Raw genomic sequence first — 14,762 nt, 5'->3', positions numbered from 1 at the left:
TCGATCGTGAGGATACACCCATCATCCAGGTTTTGCCCCCACGGCAGCCGGACGCGCGTCAGTGCACGGTCGGGAGGACGATGCCCGGCATGTCCGAATAGACGTGGCCGGACTTTCCCGAGACCTTCACGCCCGGGACTGAGGGCCGGAGTGTTTGCCGCACGATCAGGCCGGTTTGTGTCCAGCTCGGTTGCCCCGGCGCCCGGGCATAGCTCGCAACCTCTGAGGTGGCGATCGCTTGGAGATCGACGCGATAGGTGCCGCCGACCACCGCCGGGAACGTCACCGTGCGGACGTCCTGGCCCCGTCGGGAATAGCTGGTGCCCGGTTGCAGCGTGCCCTGGAAGACCTCCATCGGAGGCGTGCGGGCCAGTTGCGCGCCTTGGGGCAGGGAGTAGGCGGCGCTGGTAAGGTAGAGCGACTGGTACCAGAGGTCGTCACCGACCATTCCCGCCCGGCAACTCGCGGTCACTTCGACGCTGAGCGCGAGCCCGATGGGCGTCCCGGTCGGCCAGCGGTCGCTGGTGACGGTGACGTCGTCCCGCAGCGTTGCGTTCAGCCTTCCGAGGAGCGAGTTGACCGCGAGTCCACCAGTGGAGAGGTCGGCGCCGAACTGCAGGCGACCCGGCTTCGCGAGGGCACTGACCTCCATCGTCCGGACGGCCAGCAAGCCCGCCAGCCCCGGTGCGGTGGGGCCCGTCACAAGCTTGGTCTGCCGGCCGAACTTGTCCACGGCCTCGAACGCGAGGTCGGCGCTTTGGGCTGGCACCCGCGCGGCGAGCATCGCCAGCGCGAGTAGCGCGGCCCGTTTTCCCGCTCCCTTCAAGCGCGGACGCATAGGAGGCCAGATTATATGAGAGTTCGAGGGTGAATAGCGACGCTTCGGCAGGGTGTTTTTGAGGAATCCTTTCGACTCGAGGGGCGCTCAGGCAGGAGGGTGTGTAAAAAAAATGTACAATCCATATATAAGTTTGCTATACTGCTTGGGGCAATGTTAAGAACTCTGACGCTTCTCGCCTGCGTGACGCCGGTCTTGGCCTTCGCGCAGCAGTTCCCGTGTGACAATGCGACCTCTGGTGCGTACGGGGGCGGATGGACGAACGGGACGAACGGTGGGTTCGGGTTTGGCCCCTGGGTCTTGACGAACACGATCAACGACCCCAATAAGGGCGGCCACTTCCGCGCCTCCTCGAACGGGAACGGTGCCAACGGCGGGCCTGGCATCGACATCTTCGGCCATGCCTGGGGGATGTACGCGAACAGCGGCAACGTGGCCAAGGCGGAGCGCGCGTTCATCCTCCCGGTCGTCACGGGCGATACGGTGTCGTTCGATCTGGACACGGGCTTCATCGACAACGGTTCGAGCGTCTCGGTCGCGTTCTTCAACGGTTCGACCGAAGCTTGGAGGATCGGCTTCACCGGTGGTGGCAGCGACTACTGGTACAGCGACGCCGGAGGGGTCAGCTCGACCGGCCTCGGGTTCACCGACGGTGGGCTCCACGTCGACCTGAAGCTCACCGGCGGGGGCGGCTACCTCGTGGGCGTGACCAGGCTGGTGGACAACGCCTTCTTCACGACCAACGGGATCCTTGCCAACGGCATCAGCTCGTTCACCTCGTTCGAGTTCGTAAACGTGAACGCGGGGAGCGGCCCTGCCCACGACGCTTACTTCAACCAGATCTGCGTGGTGCCGGAACCGGGCAGCTTCTTGCTTGCGGGAGGCCTCCTTGCCCTGGTGCGCCGCAGGGGCACTCGGAAAGGTTCCTGAGCTCGACCCTGCAGCGGCTTCCTGGCTCCGCGCTTGGCGCAACGCCAGGAAGTCCCTAGGCTCGCGCAGTTGCGCTAGTCTTCGAGCTTGGTGGCTTCGAAGATGCGGATCTCGGGAGGCGCCTCCAGGCATGCCACGAACCCGTCGAAAAAGCCCTTGAACGCTGGGCCCTCGAAATGCGCGTTGAGCGCGTCCATGCTCTCCCACTCTTCGACGAACACGATCTTGAGCGGGTCTTCGACGCTGGTGTAGTAGTCGAACTTGAGGCACCCCGCTTCGGTCAATGCCCGGGCCTTGTTTGCGCGGCTCAGCTCGAAGGCGGTCTGCTCGGTGCCTGCACGGAGATGGCTATAGGCGGTAAGGATGATCACCGCGTCCATGGTACTCGGCCCCCCTTGGAGCCTGCTGGAGAGCGGCAAGACGCGCCAAAATTGAGGCATGAACGTTCAGTCAGAGTGCTTGGTCGAGTTCTGCAAGAAGAGCGCCGTGGCCGGGATGGAAGAGTTCCTGCGCGTGTTCAAGTACGTGCCCGACGACAAGCTGCACTGGACTCCGGTGCCGACGGCCAAGTCCGCGTTGCGCGTCGGGGCCCACACGGCGGTGGCGGCGGGGAACTTCGCCCGCATGATCCGCGAGCGGCGGGTCCCCTATGGGGACGAGATCCCCGACTTCGTGGCGCGGACGCGCGCGGAAGAGGAGGCCATCACCACCCGTGAGGAGATGGAGAGCGTGTTCCGGAAGAACACAGAGGCGGTGCTCGCCGCCCTGGACGGCTTGACCGAGGAGGACTTTGCGATCTCCTTGGACAGCGGCCAAGGCTGGAGCATGCCGATGACCTGGATGATGAAGCTCCCGGGCACCCATGCCTTTAGCCACCACGGCCAGATCGACTTCTTGCAGACTTGCTGGGACGACCAGGAGATCCACTTCTAGGCCCGGGTAAGTGAAGGGCCCCTCGCTGCCTTTCGGCAATGGAGGGGCCCGGATCTTTCTTGGACGCTGGAGGCGAACCGCCAGCGTCAAGCCTGGGTTAAGTGATTACCAGCGGTTGCCGCCGCCGCCGCGGTTGCCACCGCCACGGTTGCCGCCATAGCCGCCGCCGCCACCACCACGGTTGCCGCCGCCTCCTCCGCCCCCGCGGTCTTCGCGCGGCTGGGCTTCGTTGACGGTGAGGGTGCGACCGTCCATCTGGACGTTGTTCTTGTCGGCAATGGCCTGCGCAAGGTCGTCCGCGTTGATGTCGACGAAGCCGAAGCCCCGGCCCTCGATGATGCGGGCGTTCGTGCCGCCATAGGCGCTGAAGAAGTCTTGGAGCTGTCGCTGGTCGACGGAATACGGCAAGTTGCCGACGTAAAGGGTTTTAGTAGCCATGTTGTAGCCTCGGGAGGCGTTGTCCGGTTCGGTGCTAGAAGGCGCAACTTCGAACCGGCCCGAGGGGCAAGTCTTTTGTAACGAATTCAACCGCAGTGAAACGAATCACTCTCATTATTGGTCAACGCCGGATTTTGCTCAGCGCATTAGGCCCATTGCCTCCAGGGCCTTTGGCAGATGTCCCTTTTAAGGGGCCAGTGGACCGACCGGGTCGATCACCAGTTCCTGGATCCGGCCGTCCGCGAGCTTGAAGCGGTACTCGAACTCATAGGGACTGCCGGGGAACGTGCCCGAGACCACCGCGCCCACCACGTGCTGCAGACCCTTCTGCGTGAGGGACTTGACGTCCGTCTTCAGGTCGTAGGCACCGGAGTTGCCTCGCATCCAGTCCTCGATGGCATCGACCCCGCGCAGCTCCTTGTCCTCGCCGTTGTCCCAGACGACAGCGTCCGCGGCGAACACCTCGCGCGCGCCGTCCCGTGAGGCGAAGTACCGTTCGATCGGAAGGGGAAGGATGACGATGTCCATCAGTTTTGGAATCCTTGGCGGGCGCGGTTAGTTCCTGACGGGGGCCCTCAGTTGTCGTTCGTCCGGTGCCCCATCAGGTGCCTGGCCGAGAAAGCCTGTCCCGTGTGATAGGCGGCGTGGAACACCATGTAGTCGGCGAAGTCGCCGAACGTCTCTCCGGGGCCCTCGATTGGGAGAGGGTCGCCACGTTCGGCGTCCAAGCCGAGAAAGGCGGCCTTGGCCGCTTTCTGGACGCGGTCCAGCTCGGCTTCCACCTCGGACACGGTCATGCCCAGGGCCAGCGGCTGGTCGACCGTCGAGAGGTAGTAGCCCGCCTCTTCGCGGGCCAGCGGAGACTCGATCCCCGCGGCGGGATCCAGGCCGTTTGCGAACTTCGCCAGCGCGTAGACCAGGTGGCAGGCGATCTCGCCCACGCTGAGCAGCTTCGGATCGGGCCTGCGCCACAGGTCTTCGTCCTGGAGGCCTTCGAAGACGAGCGAGAACTCCCAGTGTGCCTTGTCCCAAGCTTGCGATTGGCTCTCCAAGAACGGCATGAAGGGTGATTCTATCCCGCGGCCTTTCTGAAAGTGGGTTGCGAACCGTCCCTCATTTGTGCCTCAGCCCTTCGCGGGGGTCGAGTCGTTGGAACGTCGCGGAGTCCGCTGGCCGAAACGGCTCGGCGGTGCACTCTGATCCTTCCCGCATGCCACCCGGAAAGGCATAGCGTCTAGCAGGGAAGTGCGAACCGCTGGAAGCTGTGAGTGCGGTAAGGGGGGAGCGGGCTGACAGGGTGGCCGTGGTCGCGCAAGACCTCCCGCCACGCGGCTGAGCCCGCTGATACGGACGGTCTCGAGCAAGGCGGCGAGGAAGTCGAAGGCACCCAACAAGGGGCTCGCCTCGAGACGCCCTCCGTCAGGGGCTGGCTGCCAGGGCGAGTACGTCCGCCTCGCACCGACGTACCAAGGCCTCTGCATCCTGTCCCCGCGCGACCGTCAGGGCCTCCTCAAGGCACTCCCGTGCCCCGGACAAGCCGAGCGATGCCGTGGCCCTCGCCCGCAGGCGCAGGGTCTCAGCGCGATGGAAGTACCCGCGCCCGGCGCTGACCTTGAGGGCCCGATCCAGGAGTTCAGCCGCCCGATCCGCCCGGCCGGAGGCGAGTTCGGAATCGGCCAGCACAGACATGAAGTAGGCGAGTTCCATGCGCACTCCCGACCGCTCGATCTCCTCGAGAGCCTCGCGCATCACGGCTAGTTCCGGAGAAGGATCGGCCTGGGCGCCCCGCGCCCACCCGAGCAAGAGGGCCGCCACGGCCTCGCGGTACGGGAGCGACTGCCGCCGCCCGATCGCCTGGAGCGCCCCCGCCCAATGCTCGCAGAGGGGCGCGTCGCCCCGTAGCTGGTGCAGCATCGCCGCTTGCTGCCGTGCATGGGCCAGGCAATAGATCGCTCCGGGCTGCTCGGCCCGTCGGATCGCCGCGCTCGCTTGCCGATGGGCCTCGACCTCGTCGCCCAGGAACCAGAGCGAGAGGGCCAACCAGAAGTGGCAGCCCACCCCCGGGTGCTCGCCGTAGAACGCGCTCAACCGGCGATCACCGGGTCCCAACTCGCACGATGCGCCGACCGTCGCCTGCTCGACGCACTCCCGGAATCGTCCCTGGTGGAACAGCGAGCACGCAAGAAGCTCGCTCGCTTCGACGTCGACGTGCTCCGGCGAGGCTAGCGTCACCGCCGCGCGCATCAGCGTCTCGGACTCCGGGTACTCGCCCGCCAGCTCGTAGATCGTCGCGAGGTGGTAGCGAGCGGCGCGAAAGACGTCCACCGCTCCGACGCCCTCCGCCAGTCGGATCGCTTCCAAGCAGTGTCGGCGCGCCTCCTGGCTCGTCCAGCCGTCGCGGAGCAGCAGCGCCTGTGCGAAGAGCCGGTGCCAATCGGCTCGAAGGGCGTCCAGTTCGGGTGGCCCGTCACTCTCGACGGAGACCCGACAGCCTTCAAGCGCCTCGATCGCCGCCCGTCCATCGACCGACTCGATGGCGGTCTGGGCCCCTGTGAGGGCCCCCTCAAGGTCGTCGGCCGGAAAGGATGTGCCTTCGCGGACCTCCCCCACGAACCGGAACCCGCGGCCGTGCACAGTCTTGATCCAGCACTGCCGCGACCCGGAGTCGCCGATCGCACGGCGGGCCGCCATGATCCGACCGCTGAGCGTGGCCTCGTTGACGAACGTGTCGCCCCACACCGCAGTCAGGAGCTCGTCCTTGCCGACCACCCGGTGACGGTTCTGGATGAGATAGCAGAGCACCTCGAAAACCTGTGGCTCGACCCCGACCGTGCCTTCGGGGCCCCGCAGTTCGTACCGCGCCGGGTCTAAGCGGTACTCGCCGAACACGTAGGGCATGAGCCGATTCTAGCGTCCAGTCGGCCTCGGAATGAAATCCCAAGGTTTTCGCAAGGTTTCCATCAAGCTTCCCCGCTTGGGCGACCCGCATCATGACCACCGGAGGCGCCCCCCCAATGCGGCGCACCGAAAGAGAACAGAGAACCATGAACACTACGACGAACAGCATGAACGACACTGCGATGACCCCGAAGCCGAACGCGATGGTGCGCAACGGCGTCGACGTCCGCGCCCTGACGGAGGCGATGGAGGCGATCGCCTCGGAGCCCGCCCTCGCGAGCTTCAAGTTCCGCTCCAAGAACGAGTGGCTGGACGGCGGCCACAACCGATCCACGATCAGCGGGTTCTACGGCCTGATGGGCGAGCAGACCCGCGAATGCGAGTTCAGCATGGACGCCGACGAGCCGCACGTGCTGCTCGGCTTCGATCGCGGCGCCAACCCGGTCGAGTACGTGCTCCACGCGCTCGCCGCCTGCGTCACGACCACAATGGTCTACCACGCCGCCGCCCACGGCATTCGGATCGAGTCGGTCCAGTCTCGTTTGGAAGGCGACCTCGACTTGCGTGGCCTCCTGGCGATGCCAGGCGCCAAGCGCAACGGCTACGAACGGCTCGTTATGCGGTTGAAGGTTTCGGGCTCCGGCACGAAGGAGCAGATGCTGGAGATGGCGCGTCTGGGCCAAGCGCACTCGCCCGTCTTCGACATCGTCTCCAGCGGCACCCCGGTGGAGGTGATCGTCGAAGTCGCTTGACGTCACCACCAGGCAAAACTTTCCGTCCCTGCGGCGAAGCGAATCCACACCGCAGGGCCCCCCGCTACCCCGGCCTGCCCTCCGGGCCAGACCGGGCCACCTGCCGTCTAGCATGGGAGTGCGAACTGTCTGGGGTGTGAACGAAGGGAGGACGGAAGCTATACTCTTCCGATGCGCCACCGGCTTGCCCTTGTCCTGGCGACCTTAGCTGTCTCGGCCATCGGCCTGTCCTCTCAAGCGAGAGTTATCGGCTCGATCGCCGGCGTCACGGCGGCCGCGAGGTACTCCGAGGTCTTCGGCTGGTCCGGTGAGACGCCGACCGGCTCCGCGGTCCGCCTGCTCCGGCTCGACTACGACTCGGACGACGGGACGGGGCGGGTGCGCACCAGCGGGCTCCTCGCCGTCCCAGCGAACGGGGCGCCCCGGGGGCTCGTCGTCTTCTTCCAGGGGACGACGGTGGACCGGGCCGAGTCGCCCAGCCGGTACCGAGGCACCGACCCCAAGCACCCGATGGACCCCGTCGTGCTCGCCTTCACGCAGCATGGCTACGCCGTCGCCGCGCCGGACTCGTACGGGCTCGGCGACGACCGGCGGCCCCAGCCCTACATCCAGGGCTCGGTGACCTCCAGTTCCGGGATCGACATCGTCGAGCCGGCGCGCTGGGCACTCGCGGCGGCGCGCGTCACGACCGGCCCCCGCCTCCTCGTGACGGGCTACAGTGAAGGCGGCGCCAAAGCGATGTGGATGACCAGGCGGATGGAGTCGCTCGGACGCCGGGTCGACCTCAGCGCACCGCTCTCCGGGCCGTACGACCTCAGTGGGACGACGTCGGGTTGGCTCGTCGCCCCGACCCGCTCGGCCGGGCTCCTTGCCTTCAAGTTCGTGGCGGCGGCATTGGTCGGGTACGGCGCGAGCGACCGAGTGCCGGGCCTCAGTCTCGAAGAGGTCTTCGTCCCTTCGTTCGCCAGCTACGTGCCGACCGTGTTCGAGGCGGACCAGACCACGCTCCAGGTAGCGGGGCGGTTCATGACGAAGGGCACGCAGCTTGGAGGGGTCGGCTCGATCGAGCGAATCCTCCAGCCCGACACGCTTCGGGCCCTCCGAGACCGAGACGAGGACCATCCCCTCCTCCGGCTGCTCGCGGCGAACGACTGCTACGACTGGGAGCCCAAGACCAAGACGATGCTGGCCTACCTGACCACGGACGACACCGTCCTGCCCGAGAACACCCATCGGGCCATGGAACGGATGGGGCACCTCGCCCACGTGCGCGCCTTCAGCGTCGAAGGGTCGAGCCTCAACCACGTCACAGCCACCGTCCCATGCCTCGTCCTCGCCCGAGCCTTCTTCGACGGGGGCTACGCGGCTGTCGAACGAATCCGCCGCGACCGAGTGCTCCCCGCCTTCGCCGATCGGGACGGCGGCTGACAGTCGCGGGGGCCGCCAACCCGGAGCTAGGAAGTCCCGTAGAGCCGGTCGCCGTAGTCGCCCAGGCCGGGGAGGATGTACTTGCGATGGTCTAGTTCGCGGTCTATCGCGGCCGTGAAGACGTCGACGTCCGGGTGGTCCGCGGCCAACCGCGCGACCCCTTCCGGCGCGGAGACGATCGCCGCCATCGCCACCGACCGCGCCCCGTTCGCCTTCAGCAACGCGATCGCCTGCGAGGCCGAGCCGCCGGTAGCCAGCATCGGGTCCACGAGCAAGGTGTACCGGTCCGCGAGCCTCGGCAGCTTCACATAGTAGCTGTGCGCGACCGCCGTCTCGTGGGAGCGCTCGAGCCCGATGTAGCCCACCGCGACGTCCGGGAAGATCTCAAGCGCCGACTCCAGCATGGAGAGCCCCGCCCGAAGGACCGGCACGACCGCCAGGCCCACCTTCAATGACGCCCCCTCGGCCGTTTCGAGGGGCGTCTCCACGGGATGCCCTTGCAGCGGGACCCCGCGGGTCGCCTCGAGTATGACGAGCGTCGAGAGGACCCACGCGTACCTCCGAAAAGTCGCCGGTTCGGTGCGCTTGTCGCGCAGCCCGGTGAGCAAGTGCTGGGCGAGGGGGTGGTCGACGACGTGGACGGGCATCAGCGCGATGCTACACAATTTCCTGGCTTTTCTCATGCCCCGTCACGCAGGTCGCCTGCGCTGGCTGAGGACAGCCTCGGCACGGGGCGTGCCGAGGCATGAAGAATGCTACACAATTTCCTGGCTTTTCTCATGCCCCGTCACGCAGGTCGCCTGCGCTGGCTGAGGACAGCTTCGGCACGGGGCGTGCCGAGGCATGAAAATGCTACACAATTTCCTGGCTTTTCTCATGCCCCGTCACGCAGGTCGCCTGCGCTGGCTGAGGACAGCCTCGGCACGGGGCGTGCCGAGGCATGAATGAAATGAAAGGGTCTCCCTGTGCTGCATCTGTGCTGCACACGTGCTGCAAACGTGCTGCACACCGGGGTTTGCAGCACAGATGGCGCACGTTTCCGGCACGATTGAAGCACGGAGACAACAGGGAGTGACGGGGGCTCTTTTTTCTTGCCGCGGCCTCCTAGGTGTGGGCTGAGGCATGCAAATCGCTCGCGCTGGCTGAGGACAGCCTCGGCACGGGGCGTGCCGAGGCATAAACGAGACAACAGGGAGTGACGGGGGCTCTTTTTTCTTGCCGCGGCCTCCTAGGTGTGGGCTGAGGCATGCAAATCGCTCGCGCTGGCTGAGGACAGCCTCGGCACGGGGCGTGCCGAGGCATAAGACTCACCGACCCTCTCCCCCGGAGGGGAGAGGGAAGCGTTCGGACTTTAGAAGTCCATGTCGTCCATGCCGCCCATGCCGGGGGCGCCGGCGGGGGCTTTCTTCTTCTCGGGCTTCTCGACAACGAGGGCTTCGGTCGTCAGCACGAGGCCGGCGATCGAGGCGGCGTTGGCGATGGTGGACCGCGTGACCTTGGCCGGGTCGACGATGCCGGCGGCCATCATGTCCGTGATCTCGCCCTTGGCGGCGTCGAAGCCCTTGCCGCCTTGCTCGGCGCGCACCTTCTCGACGATGACGCTGCCTTCCCAGCCGCCGTTCTCGGCGATGGTGCGGAGCGGGGCTTCGAGGGCGCGGCGGACGATCATGACGCCCGTCTTCTCATCGCCCTCGGCGTTGAGGTTGTCGAGCGCAGTCTGCGCTCGGAGCAGCGTCACGCCGCCGCCCGGGACGATGCCTTCCTCGACCGCCGCGCGGGTGGCCGAAAGGGCGTCCTCGTAGCGGTGCTTCTTCTCCTTGAGCTCGGTCTCGGTGCTGGCGCCGACCTTGATCACCGCGACGCCGCCGCTGAGCTTGGCCAGGCGCTCCTGGAGCTTTTCGCGGTCGTAGTTGCTGTCGGTGTTCTCGATCTGGGCCTTGATCTGGTTGATGCGGCCCATGACGGCGTCCTTGGTGCCGGCGCCCTCGATGATCGTGGTGTCCTCCTTGGTGATCACGATCTTCTTGGCGGTGCCGCACATATCGAGGGTGACGTTCTCGAGCTTGGTGCCGAGGTCCTCACTGACGAACTGGCCGGCGGTGAGGGTGGCGATGTCCTCGAGCATGGCCTTGCGGCGGTCGCCGAAGCCGGGAGCCTTAACGGCCGCGATCTGGAGCACGCCGCGGATCTTGTTGAGGACCACGGTGGCGAGGGCGTCGGCCTCGACGTCCTCGGCGATGATGAGGACCGGACGGCGGGCCTGGGCGGCCTTTTCGAGGAACGGCAGGAGATCCTGCGCACTGCTGACCTTCTTCTCGTGGATGAGGACGATCGGGTTCTCGAGGACGGCCTCCATGCGCTCGGGGTCGGTGACGAAGTAGGGCGAGATGTAGCCGCGGTCGAACTGCATGCCTTCGACGATCTCGACCATGGTCTCGCGGCCCTTGGACTCCTCGACCGTGATGACGCCGTCCTTGCCGACCTTGTCCATCGCGTCAGCGACCTGCTGGCCGATCTCGGGGTCGTTGCCGGCAATGGTGGCGACGAACTGGACCTGCTCCTTGTCCTTCACATCGACGGACATGGACTTGATGTGCTCGACGACGGCGGCGACGGCCTGGTCGATGCCGCGCTTGACGGCGATCGGGTTGCCGCCCGCGGCGACGTAGCGCAGGCCCTCGGTCACGATGGCCTGGGCGAGCACGGTGGCGGTCGTCGTGCCGTCACCGGCGACGTCGTTGGTCTTGCTGGCGACCTCCTTGCAGAGCTGGGCGCCCATATTCTCATAGGGATCCTCGAGCTCAATCTCCTTGGCGACGGTGACGCCGTCCTTGGTGATGGTGGGGCTGCCCCACTTCTTGTCGAGGACGACGTTGCGTCCTTTCGGGCCAAGGGTGACCTTGACGGCGTCGGCGACTTTGTTGACCCCGCGCTCAAGGGCGCGTCGGGCGTTTTCTTCGAAGATAAGGGTTTTGGCTGGCATGTTCGTTCTTGTTGGCTGTTAGCGGTTAGCGGTTAGTGGTTCGCGGTTAACTGTTAGCGGTTGGCGGTTGGCGGTTGGTGGTTGGCGGTTGGTGGTTGGCGGTTAGTGGTTGGTGGTTGGCGGTTAGTGGTTGGTGGTTGGCGGTTGGCGGTTGGTGGTTGGCGGTTGGCGGTTAGTTAGCTGTTGTAGGCAGCGGTCTCTTCCCGCACGACGACGTTCTCCAGACTCTTAAGGAAGGCGTCGAGCTTTTTACTTAGCAGCACCATCTCGGCTTGGAGGCTGTCCGTCTCCTCATCGTCAATCGTCGAGAGCCGCCGGGCGGCCTCTAGGAGCGTCCTCAACTCGTACAGCGAGCCGCGCGCGATCCGGACGTGGTTTGAGAATGCTGCTTGAGACTGCCGCCCGTAGCCTTCGGCAATGTTCGAGGGCACCGACACGGCAGCGCGACGCATCTGCACCGTCAGGCCGTACAACTCGGCCGGCGGAAAGGTTGCGGTGACGCGATAGACGGCTTCAACGAGAGACATGGCTAACTGCCAGATCTCGAGCTTTTCGTACCTGAACTTCTCCGTCCCCAACTGCTAACCCCTAACTGCTAACCCCTAACTGCCAACTGCCAACTGCCAACTGCCAACTGCCAACTCAGTTGTTGACGATCGCGTAAATCTGGTCTTCGTCGAGGATCGTGTAGTCCTGACCCTCGAGCGTGACCTCGTTTCCGCCGTACTTGCTGAAGAGCACGCGGTCGCCTTCCTTGACGGTGAGCGTGTTGCGTTCGCCGTTGTCCAGGGTGCGGCCGGTGCCGACGGCGATGACGCGGCCTTCGGTGGGCTTCTTCTTCGCGGAGTCGGGAAGGATGATCCCGCCGGAGGTCTTCTCCTCGGCTTCGATCAGCTCCACGACGACCTTGTCACCAAGCGGTTTGATGTTCGGCATAGTCTTTCTCCTTGCAGCGGCGGCCTTGCGGCCGCCTGAAGCGGGCCCCGGAGTTAGCACTCCTCGGCTCCGACTGCTAACAATTATGGCGTCGCCGTCCGCGCCTGTCTAGCAGTCTTGGGACTGGAGTGCTAATCCAGTCCCTGGGGCGAGCCGTGGAGGCCTAAAAGGCAAGCGCCATTTGTGCGCTCGAGCCATGCGATCGTCGCGTCGATTACGCCTTCCAGTTCGGCGCTGCTCGGCTTTCGGGGCGATCGGATCATAGGCGGCGCGCGTCAGCGTCGTCGAGGCCCAGACCGTGTAGTCGCCCCAATTGCGGTGTAGGGGTTCGGGCAGCCCTGCCGGCCGGCGTGGCTCGGGCAGAAATGGAGTAGGCCCGGTCTGGCGTCCCCCAACCTCCGAGTCGAGCAACCTCTCAGAGTCTCGCCGGTCAGCCAAGAGCTTCCGGGTGGGAGCGACCCCGACCGTCACAAAGTTGTGCCCATCGTCGAAGCCGAAGTAAAGGGTTCCTTCGATGACGTACCGCTTGCCGGCATAGACCTTTTCGACGATCAGCGGCAAGTCGGGGTACTGCGTATTGTCGGGGCAGAGCACGGAGAGCGCGAGCGCGATCGAGACAATCGTAAGGGCCCTGCCCCTTTGGACGCTCGACCGTTGCCCGGCTAGCGCCCGAGGCAGTAGTCCACAAGCTCGGCCAGGGTGGACTCGGCGAGGCACTCGACCGTGTCCGCCGCCCCGTAGTACACCTTTGCCGCACCGTCGTCCTCGATGATGAGCGCACCGGGAAAGAGGACGTCGTTGCGAAACCCGCCTTTGGTCTCGTAGTTGGCCTCCGGCACGAGCAGCGGTGACTTGGCCACCGAGCGGACTCGGTAGAGGTTTTCCGGATCGATGAGCATGCCCCCAATCGTGTAGCGCCGGAGCCATTCGGGTTCCCAGCCGTTCTTGCCGCGCGACTCGTCCTCGTCCACCGCGTGGAAGAGCACGAGCCAGCCTTCTTCAGTCAGGACCGGTGCGGATCCGGCCCCGAGCTTCATGTTCGAGAAGGGGACGTCTTCGACGCACAGCAGCGGCTCGGCCTGGCCCCAGTGGCGCATGTCCGGCGAGCAGGAGACCCAGATGTCGAACCGCTCCTGCCAGTCGCGCGAGTAGATCGGGAACGGCCGCTCCAGGCGCCAGTAGAGGCCGTCGATGCGCTCCGGGAAGAGGACGACGTTGCGGTTGTCGGGGGTCGACTTATCGATCGTGCGGAAGCTGAGGAAGTCCTCGGTCTCCAGGATATAGGCGCGGTCACCGTGGTGGGTCAGCACGGCGGGGGTGACGATGACGCGGTCTTCTACGATTTGCACGCGCGGGTCGTAAACGCCGATTTCGTCTTGGTCCGGGTTTGGGCCTGGCCTGATACGCCGGAAGTCCGTTTATCCGGTCGGGCGTCCTGCCGGGCTCGCCGCCTGGTGCAAGTGGTAGGCGTCGTGGCCGAGGACCATGACCGCGATCTCGAAGAGGGTGACGTCTCCGACGAACTCGCGGTGGGCGGTGCGCCCCCACTCCTCCGCCTTCACCTCGCGCAGCTTCGCTACGAGTTTGAGACGGTTCTCTGCGAAGCGGTTGAGGTTTGCGACGGCGTCTTGGCGCGCGTAGCCGCGTTCTTCGGCGAGGGTGCCCTCGTCGATGTTCTCCAAGGTCGGTTTGTCCTCGGTCAGGGTCCGCTCGGCCCGCCGCAGGTAGATCTCGTCCCAATCGGCGAGGTGGGCGACCACCTCCCGCAGGGTGAAGCGGGCGGGGTCGAGGCGCTCGTCCCAGCGCGGATCGTCGTTCGGCATCGTTCCGAGGAGGGAGCGGAGCACGGTCGGGGTTCCACCGATCCCGTTGATGACGTAGTCTATTACGGCCGGGGCGACTGCCATGGTGTGGATTCTGACGCGCCGGCCCCGCTACTTGCGGGTCTCTTTCGCCAGCACTTTCTTGATGAGCGGGATCCAAAGGGCATAGCCCTTCTCGTTCACGTGGAGCTCGTCCTCGGTGAAGAGGTCGGCCTTCGGCCGGCCGTCCTTGCCGATCATCACGGGCCACAGGTCGACGAAGTCGGTGCCGCGCTGCTTGGCGAGGAAGCCGCGGATTTGCCGGTTGGCCTCCCGGTACTTGGGCGCCAGGTTCCAGCGACTCGGGCTGGGCTTCATGCTGACATAGGCGAAGCGGGCTTGGGGCAGGCGCGTCCGGACACGGCGAAAGAGTTCTTCGGCGCGGCCGACGACGGTGGCAACGCTCGCCTCGGGGTCATAGGCGAAGTCGTTCTCGCCGCAATAGACGACGACCTGGCGGGGTTCATAGGGGAAGACCACGTCGTCCAACCGGGCGAGCACGTCCACCAAGGTGGAACCGCCGAAGGCCCGGTTCAAAATGCGCACCTCGGGGAAGGCTTCCTGCACGGTCGTCCAGCGCGTGAATGACGAACTCCCGATGAAGAGGACCTGGCCCTTCGCGGGCGGGGACTCGCGGTCGAGCCGCTGGAACCCGGCGATCTCCTGGGCGTAGGGCAATTCTTGGGCCGGGGCGGCGGCTTGCTGCAAGAGGACGCAAAGGGCCACAAGACTCGAACCCATCGGGAGAGGTTGGTACCCGGTCC

At 65.7% G+C, this 14,762-nt stretch carries 17 protein-coding genes; 4 read left to right on the top strand and 13 right to left on the bottom strand.

Annotated features, from left to right (window positions below; translation table 11 throughout):
* Nucleotides 1-58: 58 nt before the first annotated feature.
* Nucleotides 59-838 carry a hypothetical protein gene (locus KF733_11155; protein QYK55559.1) on the bottom strand — a complete coding sequence of 260 codons (780 nt, stop codon included), beginning with the start codon at nt 836-838 and terminating at the stop codon, nt 59-61.
* Nucleotides 839-991: 153 nt separating this feature from the next.
* On the opposite strand from KF733_11155, the gene KF733_11150 reads away from it, so the two are divergent.
* On the top strand, nt 992-1,768 hold the full coding sequence (locus KF733_11150) for a PEP-CTERM sorting domain-containing protein (GenBank protein QYK55558.1): 777 nt from the start codon (nt 992-994) through the stop codon (nt 1,766-1,768).
* A 74-nt stretch (nt 1,769-1,842) separates the two neighbouring features.
* Here KF733_11150 and KF733_11145 read toward each other — a convergent pair whose 3' ends face one another.
* Nucleotides 1,843-2,208, bottom strand: coding sequence for an antibiotic biosynthesis monooxygenase (locus KF733_11145; protein ID QYK55557.1), 366 nt, complete (start codon nt 2,206-2,208; stop codon nt 1,843-1,845).
* On the opposite strand from KF733_11145, the gene KF733_11140 reads away from it, so the two are divergent.
* Entirely contained in the window at nt 2,207-2,701 is a 495-nt protein-coding gene (locus KF733_11140) for a DinB family protein (GenBank protein ID QYK55556.1), read from the top strand. The genes KF733_11145 and KF733_11140 overlap by 2 nt on opposite strands.
* A gap of 105 nt (nt 2,702-2,806) precedes the next feature.
* Here KF733_11140 and KF733_11135 read toward each other — a convergent pair whose 3' ends face one another.
* The 4 genes from KF733_11135 to KF733_11120 all read right to left on the bottom strand — a co-directional run bounded on the left by KF733_11135 (nt 2,807) and on the right by KF733_11120 (nt 6,037).
* Complete coding sequence (locus tag KF733_11135) at nt 2,807-3,139, bottom strand: hypothetical protein (GenBank protein QYK55555.1); 333 nt, start codon at nt 3,137-3,139, stop codon at nt 2,807-2,809.
* Nucleotides 3,140-3,325: 186 nt separating this feature from the next.
* Nucleotides 3,326-3,667 carry a nuclear transport factor 2 family protein gene (locus tag KF733_11130; protein QYK55554.1) on the bottom strand — a complete coding sequence of 114 codons (342 nt, stop codon included), beginning with the start codon at nt 3,665-3,667 and terminating at the stop codon, nt 3,326-3,328.
* Nucleotides 3,668-3,714: 47 nt separating this feature from the next.
* The gene (locus KF733_11125; GenBank protein QYK55553.1) at nt 3,715-4,200 is read right to left on the bottom strand and encodes a DinB family protein; all 486 of its coding nucleotides are present in this window, start codon (nt 4,198-4,200) and stop codon (nt 3,715-3,717) included.
* A gap of 358 nt (nt 4,201-4,558) precedes the next feature.
* Nucleotides 4,559-6,037, bottom strand: a complete 1,479-nt coding sequence (locus KF733_11120; protein QYK55552.1) for a winged helix-turn-helix domain-containing protein — start codon at nt 6,035-6,037, stop codon at nt 4,559-4,561.
* Between the two features lie 146 nt (nt 6,038-6,183).
* On the opposite strand from KF733_11120, the gene KF733_11115 reads away from it, so the two are divergent.
* Together KF733_11115 and KF733_11110 are read left to right on the top strand one after the other, a co-directional pair.
* On the top strand, nt 6,184-6,789 hold the full coding sequence (locus KF733_11115; protein QYK55551.1) for an OsmC family protein: 606 nt from the start codon (nt 6,184-6,186) through the stop codon (nt 6,787-6,789).
* Between the two features lie 171 nt (nt 6,790-6,960).
* The gene (locus KF733_11110) at nt 6,961-8,217 is read left to right on the top strand and encodes a hypothetical protein (GenBank protein QYK55550.1); all 1,257 of its coding nucleotides are present in this window, start codon (nt 6,961-6,963) and stop codon (nt 8,215-8,217) included.
* A gap of 26 nt (nt 8,218-8,243) precedes the next feature.
* On the opposite strand, the gene upp is transcribed toward KF733_11110, so the two are convergent.
* From upp to KF733_11075, 7 genes are all read right to left on the bottom strand, one after another.
* Nucleotides 8,244-8,864 (bottom strand): uracil phosphoribosyltransferase, encoded by a 621-nt coding sequence (gene upp / locus KF733_11105; GenBank protein ID QYK55549.1) that lies wholly within the window; start codon nt 8,862-8,864, stop codon nt 8,244-8,246.
* A gap of 704 nt (nt 8,865-9,568) precedes the next feature.
* Nucleotides 9,569-11,200, bottom strand: coding sequence for a chaperonin GroEL (groL, locus tag KF733_11100; protein QYK55548.1), 1,632 nt, complete (start codon nt 11,198-11,200; stop codon nt 9,569-9,571).
* A 176-nt stretch (nt 11,201-11,376) separates the two neighbouring features.
* Nucleotides 11,377-11,727 carry a four helix bundle protein gene (locus tag KF733_11095; GenBank protein ID QYK55547.1) on the bottom strand — a complete coding sequence of 117 codons (351 nt, stop codon included), beginning with the start codon at nt 11,725-11,727 and terminating at the stop codon, nt 11,377-11,379.
* Nucleotides 11,728-11,842: 115 nt separating this feature from the next.
* The gene (gene groES, locus KF733_11090) at nt 11,843-12,136 is read right to left on the bottom strand and encodes a co-chaperone GroES (protein QYK55546.1); all 294 of its coding nucleotides are present in this window, start codon (nt 12,134-12,136) and stop codon (nt 11,843-11,845) included.
* 662 nt (nt 12,137-12,798) lie between these two features.
* Nucleotides 12,799-13,539: a hypothetical protein gene (locus tag KF733_11085; GenBank protein ID QYK57166.1), complete on the bottom strand. Its 741-nt coding sequence runs from the start codon at nt 13,537-13,539 to the stop codon at nt 12,799-12,801.
* 15 nt (nt 13,540-13,554) lie between these two features.
* Nucleotides 13,555-14,043 (bottom strand): DinB family protein, encoded by a 489-nt coding sequence (locus KF733_11080; GenBank protein QYK55545.1) that lies wholly within the window; start codon nt 14,041-14,043, stop codon nt 13,555-13,557.
* Between the two features lie 27 nt (nt 14,044-14,070).
* Nucleotides 14,071-14,739, bottom strand: a complete 669-nt coding sequence (locus KF733_11075; protein QYK55544.1) for a hypothetical protein — start codon at nt 14,737-14,739, stop codon at nt 14,071-14,073.
* Between the last annotated feature and the right edge of the window lie 23 nt (nt 14,740-14,762).

The sequence above is a fragment of the Fimbriimonadaceae bacterium genome, assembly GCA_019454125.1.
Lineage (GTDB): Bacteria > Armatimonadota > Fimbriimonadia > Fimbriimonadales > Fimbriimonadaceae > JALHNM01.
The sequence above is the reverse complement of the archived record's forward strand: the minus strand, read 5'-3'. Positions and strand labels throughout refer to the sequence as shown.

Excerpts from the sequence above, each read along its gene's own strand:
- KF733_11145 (QYK55557.1), bottom strand. The coding sequence starts at position 2,208 with ATGCCTCAATTTTGGCGCGTCTTGCCGCTCTCCAGCAGGCTCCAAGGG.
- groL (QYK55548.1), bottom strand. The coding sequence starts at position 11,200 with ATGCCAGCCAAAACCCTTATCTTCGAAGAAAACGCCCGACGCGCCCTT.
- KF733_11080 (QYK55545.1), bottom strand. The coding sequence starts at position 14,043 with ATGGCAGTCGCCCCGGCCGTAATAGACTACGTCATCAACGGGATCGGT.
- KF733_11140 (QYK55556.1), top strand. The coding sequence starts at position 2,207 with ATGAACGTTCAGTCAGAGTGCTTGGTCGAGTTCTGCAAGAAGAGCGCC.
- KF733_11155 (QYK55559.1), bottom strand. The coding sequence starts at position 838 with ATGCGTCCGCGCTTGAAGGGAGCGGGAAAACGGGCCGCGCTACTCGCG.
- KF733_11110 (QYK55550.1), top strand. The coding sequence starts at position 6,961 with ATGCGCCACCGGCTTGCCCTTGTCCTGGCGACCTTAGCTGTCTCGGCC.
- upp (QYK55549.1), bottom strand. The coding sequence starts at position 8,864 with ATGCCCGTCCACGTCGTCGACCACCCCCTCGCCCAGCACTTGCTCACC.
- KF733_11115 (QYK55551.1), top strand. The coding sequence starts at position 6,184 with ATGAACACTACGACGAACAGCATGAACGACACTGCGATGACCCCGAAG.
- groES (QYK55546.1), bottom strand. The coding sequence starts at position 12,136 with ATGCCGAACATCAAACCGCTTGGTGACAAGGTCGTCGTGGAGCTGATC.
- KF733_11125 (QYK55553.1), bottom strand. The coding sequence starts at position 4,200 with ATGCCGTTCTTGGAGAGCCAATCGCAAGCTTGGGACAAGGCACACTGG.
- KF733_11075 (QYK55544.1), bottom strand. The coding sequence starts at position 14,739 with ATGGGTTCGAGTCTTGTGGCCCTTTGCGTCCTCTTGCAGCAAGCCGCC.
- KF733_11135 (QYK55555.1), bottom strand. The coding sequence starts at position 3,139 with ATGGCTACTAAAACCCTTTACGTCGGCAACTTGCCGTATTCCGTCGAC.
- KF733_11150 (QYK55558.1), top strand. The coding sequence starts at position 992 with ATGTTAAGAACTCTGACGCTTCTCGCCTGCGTGACGCCGGTCTTGGCC.
- KF733_11130 (QYK55554.1), bottom strand. The coding sequence starts at position 3,667 with ATGGACATCGTCATCCTTCCCCTTCCGATCGAACGGTACTTCGCCTCA.
- KF733_11120 (QYK55552.1), bottom strand. The coding sequence starts at position 6,037 with ATGCCCTACGTGTTCGGCGAGTACCGCTTAGACCCGGCGCGGTACGAA.
- KF733_11095 (QYK55547.1), bottom strand. The coding sequence starts at position 11,727 with ATGTCTCTCGTTGAAGCCGTCTATCGCGTCACCGCAACCTTTCCGCCG.